General features: G+C 71.6%; 9 protein-coding genes. 6 read left to right on the forward strand and 3 right to left on the reverse strand.

The annotated features are described in order from the left end of the window. Positions 1-39: 39 nt before the first annotated feature. Both ABZ562_RS19025 and ABZ562_RS19030 read right to left on the reverse strand, forming a co-directional pair. Entirely contained in the window at positions 40-960 is a 921-nt protein-coding gene (locus ABZ562_RS19025) for a sugar phosphate isomerase/epimerase (RefSeq protein ID WP_361480578.1), read from the reverse strand. 4 nt (positions 961-964) lie between these two features. Further along, positions 965-2,140 (reverse strand): Gfo/Idh/MocA family oxidoreductase, encoded by a 1,176-nt coding sequence (locus tag ABZ562_RS19030; RefSeq protein WP_361480819.1) that lies wholly within the window; start codon positions 2,138-2,140, stop codon positions 965-967. Between the two features lie 218 nt (positions 2,141-2,358). On the opposite strand from ABZ562_RS19030, the gene ABZ562_RS19035 reads away from it, so the two are divergent. From ABZ562_RS19035 to rph, 6 genes are all read left to right on the forward strand, one after another. Next, a complete protein-coding gene (locus ABZ562_RS19035; protein WP_361480581.1) occupies positions 2,359-3,636 on the forward strand; it encodes an ROK family transcriptional regulator in 1,278 nt (425 codons plus the stop codon). Between the two features lie 150 nt (positions 3,637-3,786). Then, positions 3,787-4,902 carry a Gfo/Idh/MocA family oxidoreductase gene (locus tag ABZ562_RS19040; protein WP_361480584.1) on the forward strand — a complete coding sequence of 372 codons (1,116 nt, stop codon included), beginning with the start codon at positions 3,787-3,789 and terminating at the stop codon, positions 4,900-4,902. A 182-nt stretch (positions 4,903-5,084) separates the two neighbouring features. Next, on the forward strand, positions 5,085-6,413 hold the full coding sequence (locus tag ABZ562_RS19045) for an MFS transporter (protein WP_361480587.1): 1,329 nt from the start codon (positions 5,085-5,087) through the stop codon (positions 6,411-6,413). Between the two features lie 200 nt (positions 6,414-6,613). Continuing rightward, the gene (locus tag ABZ562_RS19050) at positions 6,614-7,423 is read left to right on the forward strand and encodes a hydrolase (protein WP_361480590.1); all 810 of its coding nucleotides are present in this window, start codon (positions 6,614-6,616) and stop codon (positions 7,421-7,423) included. A gap of 137 nt (positions 7,424-7,560) precedes the next feature. Then, positions 7,561-7,989, forward strand: a complete 429-nt coding sequence (locus ABZ562_RS19055; RefSeq protein WP_361480593.1) for a hypothetical protein — start codon at positions 7,561-7,563, stop codon at positions 7,987-7,989. 475 nt (positions 7,990-8,464) lie between these two features. After that, a complete protein-coding gene (rph, locus tag ABZ562_RS19060) occupies positions 8,465-11,080 on the forward strand; it encodes a rifamycin-inactivating phosphotransferase (protein ID WP_361480596.1) in 2,616 nt (871 codons plus the stop codon). Between the two features lie 21 nt (positions 11,081-11,101). Here the strand turns inward: rph and ABZ562_RS19065 are convergent, their stop codons facing one another. Beyond that, positions 11,102-12,103: a TIGR03842 family LLM class F420-dependent oxidoreductase gene (locus tag ABZ562_RS19065; RefSeq protein ID WP_361480600.1), complete on the reverse strand. Its 1,002-nt coding sequence runs from the start codon at positions 12,101-12,103 to the stop codon at positions 11,102-11,104. Between the last annotated feature and the right edge of the window lie 182 nt (positions 12,104-12,285).

Raw genomic sequence — 12,285 nt, forward strand, 5'->3', positions numbered from 1 at the left:
CCTCTCGTACGGCATGTGGTGCGGTGGCGTGTGGCGTGTTCAGCCGATGACCAGCGGACGCAGGGTGCGGTGGGCGATCCGCAGCCCCTGGACGACCTTCTCCTCGGTTCCGCCCCAGACCGGATCCTCGTGCTCGACGGAGAGCGTCCCGGTGAAGCCGTGCTCGTAGAGGCGGTCGACGACGCGCGCCCAGTCGACCTGGCCGAGCCCCGGCACCCGGTAGCGCCACCAGCCGTTGTCCCACGGGTCGGGGCGGCCGACCGCCTTGCCGAAGAAGCCGTACCGGTCGATGTCCCCGCTGCCCAGCTCGACGTCCTTGGCCTGGGCGTGCACGATGCGGTCGATGTAGGGCGCGATGGTCTTCACCGGGTCGATGCCGATCCAGGTGAGGTGCGAGGGGTCCCAGTTGAGGTACAGGTCCAGCGAGAACATCCACTCCCACAGCTCCGGGGAGTAGGCCAGGTTGCCCGGGTAGCCGTCGGGGTGCCAGCCCTCCATGACGCAGTTCTCGATGATGACCTTCACGCCGTGTTCGCCCGCGTAGTCGACCAGTTCGGGGAAGACGCGCTCGGCCTCCTTCAGGTTGTCCGCGACGGGCCTGGTCCAGTCCCGGCCGATGAACGTGCCGACGTAGGGGACGCCGAGCGCCGCGGCCGCGTCCACCGCGTGCTTGAAGTGGGTACGGATCTCCGCCCGGCGCTCCGGGTCGGGGTGCAGGTGGTTCTCGTAGTAGGCGAGCGCCGACAGTTCGAGGCCGTGTTCGGCGAACAGCGCGAGCGTCTCCTCCGCGCGCGCCGCCGGGAAGTCGGCGACGGGCAGATGGCTCGCCTCGAAGTCGCGGCCCCCGGTCCTCGGCCAGACGGCGACCTCCAGCGCCTCGTAGCCGTTGCCGCTCGCCCACTCCGCGATGCGCGGGAGGGACCAGCCGGGGAGACATGCCGTCAGGAAGCCGAGTTTCATGCGTTCACACCTTCGTCCAGGAGCCGTTGCGGGAGGATCGGAGAACCGCCTCGGTGATGCGGGCGGCGCGCAGTCCGTCGTCGAAGGTCGGCAGGCCCTCCGGCCGGTCGCCGTCGATCGCGGCGTAGGTGTCGGCGACGAACGCCTCGAAGCATTCCGCGTACCCCTGGGGATGCCCCGGGGGCAGGACCGACAGCCGCCGCTGTTCGGCCGAGCCGCGGCCGGGGTCGCGGCTGATGACCCGCGCGCCGTCCTCGCCGCCCAGCCAGATGGTCTCCGGGTTCTCCTGGTCGAAGACCGCGCTGGCCCGCGCGCCGTCCAGCTCGAACCACAGCCGGTTCTTCCGCCCGGCGGAGACCTGGGAGACGGTGGTGGACGCCAGGACACCGGAGGCGGTGCGCAGCAGCAGCGCGGCGCAGTCCTCGGTGCGTACGTCCATGTACTCGGCGTACTCCGCGTGGTCCGCGTGGTCCGAGTGCTCCGCGTGGTCCGAGTGCTCCGCGTACTCCGAGTGCTCCGCGTGGTCCGCGTGGTCCGCGGCCTCGAAGGTGCGCGCCGCCCCGGCGGCGGGCCGCTTGTCCACGGCGATCGAGGTCGAGGCGACGACCTCGGCGAACCGCTCGCCCGACACCCACTCGACCAGATCGCACCAGTGGGAGCCGATGTCCGCGAAGGCACGGGACGGGCCGCCGGCCACCGGGTCCACACGCCAGCCCGACGCCTGCGGCGAGAGCATCCAGTCCTGCAGATAGCTGCCGTGGATCAGATGCCAGCCCCCGAACTCGCCGTCGATCCGGCGCGCCCTGATCTCACGGACCAGGGGGTGGTAGCGGTAGACGAAGGGGACGGTGGCCACCAGCCCGGCGCCGCGGGCCGTCTCCGCCATGCGTTCCGCCTCCGTGATGGAGACGGCCAGCGGTTTCTCGCAGACCACATGCTTCCCGGCGGCGAGGGCGCGCATCGCGAAGGGCGCGTGGGTGGCGTTGGGCGAACAGATGTGGACCACGTCCACGGAGTCGTCGTCGAGGAGCGCGTCCAGGGACGGAAAGGCGGGAACCCCCCATTCCACGGCCACCCGCTCGGTGCGTGGGGGTGTGGAGGCCAGTACGCCGGCGATCCGGGCGCCGGCCAGGGCCGCGGCCCTGCGGTGGATCGCGCCGATCATCCCGGCTCCGACGATGGCGGTGCTGAGGGGTCCGGAGCGGCGTTGTGGTGGAGATGTGATGACAGCCCTCCCATGAGGAACGTGTGCGGGATTGCCTGCTGTCGAGGGCTCGACGGCCCGACCTCGGTTTCGTCCGGCCGTGAGCCTAAGACAGCGATTAGCGCCTCACAAGACATTGAATTCCGCATCTTGTGAGTCATAAAGCAAGGTGAATTGCTGTACGGTGACCGGCCATGGGAGCGCAGACGACGACGGACCCCCGCCCGATACCCCGGCTCTCGGTCGCCGGACTCCGGCCGCAGAACACCGGCGGCCCCGTCCACAGCTCGCTGGCCCGCCTCATCGCGTCGGGCATCGCCGACAGCCGTGCCGACCTGGTCAAGGCCACCGGCCTGGCACGGTCCACGGTGACCCGGCACCTCGACACCATGATCGACGCCGGGGTGGTCACCGAGGGCGGAGCCGTCAGCCGGCCCGGACGCGGCCGGCCGCCGCTCCGGCTGGCCCTCAACCCCCGGGCCGGGGTGGTCGCGGTGGCCGACGTCGGCGCCCACAGCGCCCGCCTGGCCCTCGCCGACCTGTCGCAGAACCTCGTATCGCAGGAGGAGATCGCGCTGGATGTGGCGCAGGGCCCCGAGGCGACGCTCGATCTGCTGACCGAGCGGCTGCGCCGCATGCTGGCCGAGTCCGCGGCCGCGTCCACGGGGGCCACGCCCGACCGCCCCTCCGCCCTCGTCGTCGGCCTCCCGGGGCCCGTCGACGCGCGCGCCGGAACTCCGGTACGGCCGCCCATCATGCCCGGCTGGGACGGCTTCCCGGTCGGCCGGACCATGACCGAGCGGTTCGGCTGCCGGACCTTCGTCGACAACGATGTGAACCTGATGGCTCTCGGTGAGGCCCGTGCCCTGCCGGAGGGCGAGGCGCCGCTGCTCTTCATCAAGATCGGCACCGGTATCGGCGGCGGCCTCATCTCGGCCTCGGGGGAACTGCACCGCGGAGCGGAAGGGGCCGCGGGCGACATCGGGCATCTGCGGGTGCCCGGCGCCGACGACACCGTGTGCAGCTGCGGGAACATCGGCTGCGTGGAGGCCGTGGCGTCGGCCACCGCGATGGCGGCCCGGCTCAGCCGGGAGGACTCGGGCCTCGCCGAGCACGACAGGCCGCGCGGCGCCGCGGACCTGGCCCGGCTCGTCCGCGACGGCCACCCCGGGGCCGTCCGCGTCGTCCGCGAAGCCGCGGTGACGATCGGCGAGGTGGTGGCGCTGCTCGTCCACGTCTACAACCCGGCGCGGATCGTCATCGGCGGGGCGATCGCCGCCGCCAGCGACGACCTGCTGGCCAGGATCCGCGGTGTCGTCTACCGGCGGGCGCTGCCCCTGGCCACCCGCCGGCTCTCGCTGGCCCAGAGCGTGCTCGGGACGTCCGCCGGTGTCGTCGGCGGGACCGTGGTGGGTGTGGAGCATGTGCTCTCGCCCGAGGGGATCGGCGACGTGCTGGCGCATTCCGCCTGACCGGACCCTTGACCCTGCCGGGAAGCCGGTGCTTGCATGTGAGCGGTCCCAGCGACAGCGGTTTCGTCCAACTCCGTTGCCCCGAAGCGCCCTTCCGCCGTGTTCCACAGCCATCGAAGCGGCCGGCGCCCACCCAACCGGGAGAGAACCATGGACGAAACCACACAGCGCGTCCCCGTCGGCGTCATCGGTACCGGCTCGATCTTCAACGCCTACGCGCTCGGCCTCTCGACGATCCCGCGGTTGCCCATCGTGCGCGTCGCCGACCTCGACGGCGAGCGCGCCCGCGCCGCCGCCGAGGAGTGGAACATCCCGGCGTGGGGCACGGCCGAGGAGCTGCTCGCCGACCCCGAGGTGCAGGTGGTCGTCAACATCACCCCGCCCAACGCCCACGCGGCGCTGACCGACGCGGCCCTGCGCGCCGGAAAGCACGTGTACGTCGAGAAGCCACTTGCCGCCACGGTCACGGAAGCCCGGCGGAACATCGAGACCGCCCGGGAGACCGGCAAGCTGCTCGGCGGCGCGCCCGACACGTTCCTCGGCCCCTCCGGGCAGACGGCCCGCGCCGCCGTCGACGCCGGGCTGATCGGGCGGCCGTTCGCGGCGACCTCCTTCGTCCGCTCCTCGCGCGCCGAGACCTGGCACCCGGACCCCACGTTCCTGTTCACCGAGGGCGGCGGCCCGGTCCTGGACTGGGGCCCGTACCACATCGCCGCGCTGGTCAACCTGCTCGGACCGGTCAGCCGGGTGGTCGGGGCGACCACCCGGGCCGCCGACGAGCTGACCGTGACGGCTCCCGAGCGCCGCGTCGAGCGCGTGGGCGTCACCGTGGACACCCACGCGACCGCGATCCTGCAGTTCGCCTCCGGCGCCCTGGCCACGGCCATGTACAGCTTCGACGTATGGGACACCGCCCTTCCGCACCTGGAGGTCTACGGCACCGAGGGCACCCTTCAGGTGCCCAACCCCAACCGCTTCGACGACCCCGTACTGCTCAAGCGGCGCGGCGATGACGCGTGGAGCGAACTCCCGGCCGTCATGGACCCGGTGACCCCCGCGGGCGCCAGGGCCATCCGCGGCCCCGGGGTGCTGGACCTCGTACGCCACCTGGGCGGAGACCTCCACCGGGCCTCCGCCGACTTCGCGTTCCACGTCCTGGAGGTCCTGGAGCGGCTGAACGGCATATCGCCGGCCGACGGCGCCGTCGAGATCACCAGCACGGTGAAGCGTCCGGCGCCCCTCCTCGGCGCCGGAGCCGGACTCTGACCGCGTAGCACAGCGCCGCTCCCGGCCCGCACGGTCCCGCACGGTCCCGCCCCAGGCGGGCCGGGGGCGGCGCCCGTCACACCCCCCACAGTTCCTCCTCCCCCCTCACCCGGGCCGCCCCCGCCCGCCCTCCGCCGGGTCATGGGCGGCCGCCCGGGAACGCATCCGCAAAGGAGCGGACCATGCCGCCTGCCCAGAACCCGCCTGCCCAGAACCCGGGCGACGCCCGTGTCCGCACGGACGACCCCGAGCCGCTCAGCGGACCCGAGCGCTTGGCGAAAGCGACCGGGCAGGAGGTGAACGGGGCGTTCATCACCCTGTTCATCCTCGCCTACATCGGCCTGTGGATCGCCCTGTGCACCCCCGCCTCCGTCACCCTTGCCCTCCGCGTCGCCGACCTCGACCCGGACGGCAAGGCGGACAGCCTGTCGACCATCGCGGGCGCCGGTGCCTTCTGCGCGCTGGTGGCCAATCCCGTCTTCGGCAGGCTCAGCGACCTGTCCACGTCCCGCTGGGGCCAGCGCCGGCCGTACATCCTCGGCGGGATGGTCCTGGGATTCGGGGCGCTGCTGGTGATGGGCACGGCGCCCAACCTGTTCGTCCTGGGCCTCGGCTGGTGCCTGGCCCAGGTGCTGTTCAACGCCGCCCTCGCCGCCGCGACCGCACTCCTCCCCGAGCGGGTGACGGACCGGTACCGGGGGCGGGTCTCCGGCCTGATGGGCACGACCACCCAGATCGGCATCGTCAGCGGCACGTTCCTCGTCCAGTTCACCGGGACGGACAACCTCTGGATGTTCATCGCCCCCGGACTCCTCGGCCTGGTCATGACCGGGATCTTCGTCTGCTACCTCAAGGAACTGCCCCGCTCCCGGGCCGAACTCCCCCGGCTCCGGTGGGCGGACATCCCCAGCAGCATGTGGATCAATCCGGTGCGCCACCCCGACTTCGCCTGGGCCTGGTGCGGACGGTTCCTGACCTGGACCGGGGTCAGCTTCCTGACGACGTACAAGGCGTACTTCCTGATGGACCGGCTCGGCTACACCGCCGAGGACGCCACCCCCGTCCTGTTCTGGTCGATGCTGCTGCTGGCCACCACCAACACCCTCAGCAGCTACACCGCCGGCTGGCTCTCCGACCGGGTACGGCGCCGCAAGATATTCGTCGCCGCGGCATCCGTCGTCTTCGCCTGCGCCATGGTCGTGGTGGCCCTGGCCCAGTCGACCGGGATGTTCCTCGCGGGAGTGGCGCTCTCCGGTCTCGGCCAGGGCATGTACATGGGAGTCGACTACGCCCTCGTGGCCTCGGTGCTGCCCAACAAGGACACCGAGGCCGCGAAGGGCATGGGCGTGTTCAACCTGTCCAGCACGATCCCCCAGACCATCGCCCCGATCCTCGCCCCCGTCTTCCTCGCCCTGGGAGGCGAGGACAACTACGCCGCCCTGTACACCGCCGCGGCGGCCTTCTGCGTCGCGGGCGCGTTCGGCATCCGCCTGGTGCGCGGTGCGCGATGACCGGGACCGGGGGCCGAGTCCCAGCAGAATGACCGCGTCGACCTCATCGTGTCCGTAGCCACCCCGCACCACATGGACGCCGCCGCCGGGCCGAGCCGAAGGGCCCGGCGGACGGGTTCCAGGCTTGTCATGGCTCGGCTAATGTGGCGACAGAGCTTGGGAGCGCTCCCACTCCCCTCTCACCCCCGCCGGAGGACCCGATGACCCTCGTGTCGCACCGCCGCCGCACCGTGTCAGCCGCCGTCGCCGCCCTGGCCATGACGGGCCTCGCCGCCCCCGCCGCCTCGGCCTCCCCCGCCCCGGACGCCCGGGCAGCCGCCTGCAACGCCACCGGGTTCTGCGAGGACTTCGAGTCCCAGACCGGCACCACCCCCGCCGGTCGCTGGACCACGGCGGTGGCCAACTGCTCGGGCACCGGCGCCGCCACCGTCGACTCCACGGTGGCCCACACCGGCGCCAAGTCGGTGCGGGTGACCGGCCGGGCGGGCTACTGCAACCACGCCTTCGCCGGGACCTCCCTGTCCGGCCTGCCGGCGACCGGCGACCTCTACGTGCGCTTCTGGGTCCGCCACACCACCGCGCTGCCCACCCAGCACGTCACCTTCGCGGCCATGAAGGATCCGAACGACAACGGCAGGGACCTGCGCATGGGCGGCCAGAACAAGGCGCTCCAGTGGAACCGCGAATCGGACGACGCCACCCTCCCCGCCCAGAGCCCGGCGGGCGTCGCGCTCAGCACCCCACTGCCCGTCAACACCTGGACGTGCCTGGAGTTCCGCCTCGGCCGCGGCGCGGGCCGCCTCGACACCTGGGTGAACGGCGCGCTCGTCACCGGCCTGGTGGTCGACGGCACCCCGACCCAGGACGTCGACCAGCAGTGGCTGGCCCGCGGCGGCTGGCGGCCGGCCCCGACCGATCTGCGGCTGGGCTGGGAGAGTTACGGCGAGGGCGACGACACCCTCTGGTACGACGACGTGGCCGTGGGCACCGCCCGCAACGGCTGCGGCTGAGGCCGCGCGCACGCATTTCCCGCCGGTGCGCGCCGGAAAAGCCCCTTCCGACCGGAAGGGGCTTTCGGCATTTCCGGATTGGCGTCAACAGCCGCTGCCCCGCTAGAATTTGAGCGGTTCCAAGAAAAGGGGAAGCAGTGGCAGTTCGCTTTGTGCAGGTTGCGGAAACCGAGAAGGACGAGGAAGGGGTTCAGGAAACCGTCACGCCGGTTGTCGTCAACGGACAGACGGTCGAAACGCGAATCTACGGACGTACGGTTCTTCACTGCGATCTCGACACCGATATCACCGAGGATGTGCATTCGGTGGAGATCTTGGTTCCGACCTGGGTCGAGGAAGAATACGAAACCGGGGAAACGAACGAGGACGGCAGCAACGCCATCGGCGTGCGGTCGACCCTGAAGTCGGAGCGCCGGACCGTGGACCTGGGGCCGGACGGGCTGAAGGCCCTCCAGAAGGCGCTGCAGCCGTTCGCGGCGGTGTCCAGGCCGGCGGAGGAGCCGACTTCCAAGAAGCGCGGCCGGCCCGCCAAGAAGGCGGCCGCGACTTCTCCGAGCGCGAGCTAGTCGCCGCGGGGGCGGGAACACCTGGTCCCGCCCCCACCGATTTCCCGGACGGGACCGCGCCGGCCGGTGGAGAAACGCGATTCCCGGGCGGGTCGGCCTCGATCGTTCATGATTTCGGGCCGGTCGCCCCGGTGGGTGATGCGGCCTTTCCGGGCCCATCGCATCAGAGGCCACCGATGTGAACACGACATCGGACAGGCAGCTTCCGCGGGGAGCGTCATGAACGCGGCATCCCGCAGGATCTTCCCCGCCGGTACGGCGGGACAACCGGGCCGACGAGCCGATCCGGGCTCCGGCGCAAAACGCAAAGGCAAGGAGAGAGCTCTCCTTGCCTCTCCTAATTTATAGCGCACCGGGGGGCTTGCCACAAGCCCCGGGGCGCGGCGCAGAATCGTCGGCCTACGCCCACAACCTGCGGAAACGGGGGCACGCCGTGTGGGGTTCGACGGAGCACGGCTGCCTCGGAGGGATCGCGATGACCGAGCGGTATGTGCTGGACCTTCAAGAGATCGACGAGACGCGGATCGCGGTCGTCGGCGGCAAGGGCGCGCACTTGGGTGGGCTGTCGCGGATCGAAGACGTCCGCGTGCCGGGGGGCTTTTGCGTGACGACGGACGCCTTCCGGCGGATCATGGCGGAAGCGCCGTCGGTCGACGATCTGCTCGATCGGCTGTCGCGCTCGGATGCGGACGACCGGGAGGCGATCCGCACGCTCAGCGCGGAGCTGCGCCGGACCATCGAGGGGATCGCCATCCCGGACGATCTCGCGGCGGCGGTCACCCGCGCGCTCGCCCGGTCCGGCGAGCAAGCCGCGTACGCCGTCCGGTCCAGCGCCACGGCGGAGGACCTGCCGACGGCCTCCTTCGCCGGCCAGCAGGACACGTATCTCAATGTCGTGGGGCCGACGGCGGTCCTCCGGCACATCAGCCGGTGCTGGGCCTCGCTGTTCACCGAGCGGGCCGTGACCTACCGCCGGCGGAACGGCATCGACCACCGCACGGTCCACATGGCCGTGGTCGTGCAGCAGATGGTCTTCCCGGACGCGTCCGGCATCCTGTTCACGGCCGACCCCGTCACGGGCAACCGGAAGGTCGCCACCGTGGACGCCGGCTTCGGCCTCGGCGAGGCCCTGGTCTCCGGCCTGGTGAACCCGGACGTCTTCGCGGTGCGGGACGGCGAAGTCGTCGCCAGGACGATCGGCGCCAAACAGCGTGCCGTCCAGGCCGTGCCGGACGGCGGCACGCGGGAGGTGGCGGTCGACGCGCAGCGGCAGGGGCAGCCGGCGCTGACGGATGCGCAGGCCGTGCGGCTCGTACGGCTGGGGCGGCGGATCGAAGCGCACTTCGGCAGCCCGCAGGACATCGAATGGTGCCTGGTCGGCGACGGCTTCCAGATCGTGCAGAGCCGGCCGATCACGACGCTGTTCCCCATCCCCGAGGCCGGCGACCAGGACAATCACCTCTACGTCTCCGTGGGCCATCAGCAGATGATGACCGACCCCATGAAGCCCCTGGGGCTCTCCATGTGGCAGCTGACGGCCATGGTGGCGATGCACGAGGCCGGCGGGAGGCTGTTCGTCGACGTCACCCGGCGCCTGGCCACGCCCGCGGGTCGCGCCGCTCTCCTGGAAATCATGGGGAGGGGCGACCCGCTGGTCAGGGACGCGCTGGAGACCGTCCTCGACCGCGACGATTTCGTCCCGTCGCTCCCGGACGCCCCTCCCGGCAGCCCGCAGTCCGGCAGGCCCCCGGCCGGCGGCGCGTCCGCCCCGGCCGAGGCCGATCCGGCCATCGTCGCCCAACTGATCGAGCGCAGCCGGGCGTCCATCGCCGCCCTGGAGCGCGACATCCGGACGAAGACCGGACCGGCGCTGTTCGACTTCCTCCTCGGCGAGGCCTTCGAGGAGCACAAGAGGGTCCTCGGTGACCCGCTGAACGTTCAGGCGATCATGGCCGGGATGGAGGCCACCTGGTGGCTCAACGACAAGCTGCACGAGTGGCTGGGCGAGAAGAACGCGGCTGACACGCTCACCCTGTCCGCCCCCGGCAACATCACCTCGGAGATGGGGCTGGAGCTGATCGACGTCGCGGATGTGATCCGCCCGCATCCGGAGGTGGTGGAGTTCCTGCAGGGCGTCGAGGACGAGGGCTTCCTGGAGGAGCTGACGAAGCTCCCCGGCGGGACCGCGGCGCGCGACGCCCTGGAGACCTACCTCGACCGGTACGGCATGCGCTGCGCGGGCGAGATCGACATCACGAGGCCACGGTGGCGCGAGCGCCCCACCACGCTCGTGCCCGCGGTCCTCGACAACGTCAGGAACTTCGAGCCGGGCGCCGCCGGGCGGCGCTTCGAGGAGGGGCGGCAGAAGGCGCTGCGGAAGGAACAGGAGGTGCTGGCGCGCTTGCGGGCCCTGCCGGACGGGGACCGGAAGGCCGACGAGACCAAGCGGATGATCGACCGGGTCAGGGCCTTCATCGGGTACCGGGAGTACCCGAAGTACGACATCATCAGCCGCTACTTCGTCTACAAGCGCGCCCTGATGGAGGAGGCCGGGCACCTGGTGCGGGCCGGCGTGCTTCCTGAGCTGGAGGACGTCTTCTACCTGACGTTCCAGGAGTTCCACGAGGCCGTGCGCTCGCAGCGGGTGGATGACCGGCTCATCCAGCGGCGCAAGGACGCGTTCCGGTCGTACCACGCGCTCACCCCGCCCCGGGTGCTCACCTCCGACGGCGAGGCCCTCACCGGGGCGTACCGGCGCGACGACGTGCCGGCCGGTGCCCTGGTCGGCGTACCGGTTTCCGCCGGGACCGTCGAGGGAAGGGCCCGCGTCATCCTCGACATGGCGGAGGCCGATCTCGACGCGGGCGACATCCTGGTCACGGCCTTCACCGACCCCAGCTGGTCGCCGCTGTTCGTCGGGATCGCGGGCCTGGTGACGGAGGTGGGCGGCCAGATGACCCACGGCGCGGTGATCGCCCGGGAGTACGGCTTGCCGGCCGTCGTGGGCGTGGAGCAGGCCACCCGGCTGATCCGGGACGGGCAGCGGATCCGCGTGCACGGAACCGACGGGTACGTCGAGATCCTGTCCTGACCGGCCCCACGCCTTGACGTGTCACGGAGTCAGGGCCGGGATGACCTCGGTGCCATAGGTGTCGATCGTCGTCTCCTTCGCGTCGTGCATCGCGTAGACCGCGAACTGGTCCACGCCCAGCCCCCGGAGCGCGCGCAGCTTTTCGATGTGGGCCTCCGCCGGGCCCAGCAGACAGAAGCGGTCGACGATGTCGTCCGGGACGAAGGCCGTGTCCGGGTTCCCGGCGCGGCCGTGGTGACTGTAGTCGTAGCCTTCGCGCCGCGCGATGTACGACGTCAGGGATTCGGGGATGGCTCCGGAGTGCTCACCGTAGCGGGCGACCAGGTCGGCGACGTGGTTGCCGACCATGCCCCCGAACCAGCGGCACTGCTCGCGCGCGTGGGCCAGGTCGTCCCCGATGTACGCGGGCGCGGCGACGCAGATGGTGATCGCGTCCGGGTCGCGGCCGGCGTCGGACGCGGCGGTGCGGACCGTGTGGACCATCCACTCCGTCAGGAACGGGTCGGCGAGCTGGAGGATGAATCCGTCGGCCTTGCGGCCCGCGAGGGCGAGCGCCTTGGGCCCGTACGCGGCCATCCACACCGGCAGCCGGCCGTCCTTGATCCAGGGGATGCGCAGCGAGCTGCCGTCCACCACGGCCTCCCGGCCCTCGGCGAGGTCGCGGATGGCGTCGATGGCGTCGCTCAGCCGGGCGAGGGTGTTCGGGGTGCGGCCGGCGACCCGCAGGGCGGAGTCGCCGCGTCCGATGCCGCATACGGTGCGGTTGCCGTACATGTCGTTGAGGGTGGCGAAGGTGGAGGCGGTCACCTCCCAGGTGCGGGTGCCGGGGTTGGTGACCATGGGTCCGACGATCAGCCGCTCGGTGTGTTCCAGGATGCGGCTGTAGATGACGAACGGCTCCTGCCAGAGCACGGCGGAGTCGAAGGTCCAGCCGTAGCGGAAGCCGTTGCGCTCGGCGCGGCCCATCAGCTCGACGACGTCCGACGCGGGCGGATCGGTCTGCAGTACGAGTCCGAAGTCCATGGCGTGGCCTCCTAGGGGGTGTCTTTCGGATCAGGCCGGATCAGGGAGCGGGGTCAGGGGGCACCTCCCAGCGGTAGCTGGGGGCGCGTGCGATCGCAGGGCGGAGGGGGAGAGCGCAGCGGCGCTGCGTGCGACGACGACAACGCGGCGAGCGTGCGTGCCAGGGCCCGCGAGCCCGGCAT

Source organism: Streptomyces sp. NPDC019937 (assembly GCF_040631655.1).
In the GTDB taxonomy this organism is placed as follows: domain Bacteria; phylum Actinomycetota; class Actinomycetes; order Streptomycetales; family Streptomycetaceae; genus Streptomyces.

Coding starts and splice junctions, on each gene's coding strand:
- ABZ562_RS19025 (WP_361480578.1), bottom strand. CDS start 960: ATGAAACTCGGCTTCCTGACGGCATGTCTCCCCGGCTGGTCCCTCCCG.
- rph (WP_361480596.1), top strand. CDS start 8,465: ATGACCGAGCGGTATGTGCTGGACCTTCAAGAGATCGACGAGACGCGG.
- ABZ562_RS19035 (WP_361480581.1), top strand. CDS start 2,359: ATGGGAGCGCAGACGACGACGGACCCCCGCCCGATACCCCGGCTCTCG.
- ABZ562_RS19050 (WP_361480590.1), top strand. CDS start 6,614: ATGACCCTCGTGTCGCACCGCCGCCGCACCGTGTCAGCCGCCGTCGCC.
- ABZ562_RS19040 (WP_361480584.1), top strand. CDS start 3,787: ATGGACGAAACCACACAGCGCGTCCCCGTCGGCGTCATCGGTACCGGC.
- ABZ562_RS19045 (WP_361480587.1), top strand. CDS start 5,085: ATGCCGCCTGCCCAGAACCCGCCTGCCCAGAACCCGGGCGACGCCCGT.
- ABZ562_RS19065 (WP_361480600.1), bottom strand. CDS start 12,103: ATGGACTTCGGACTCGTACTGCAGACCGATCCGCCCGCGTCGGACGTC.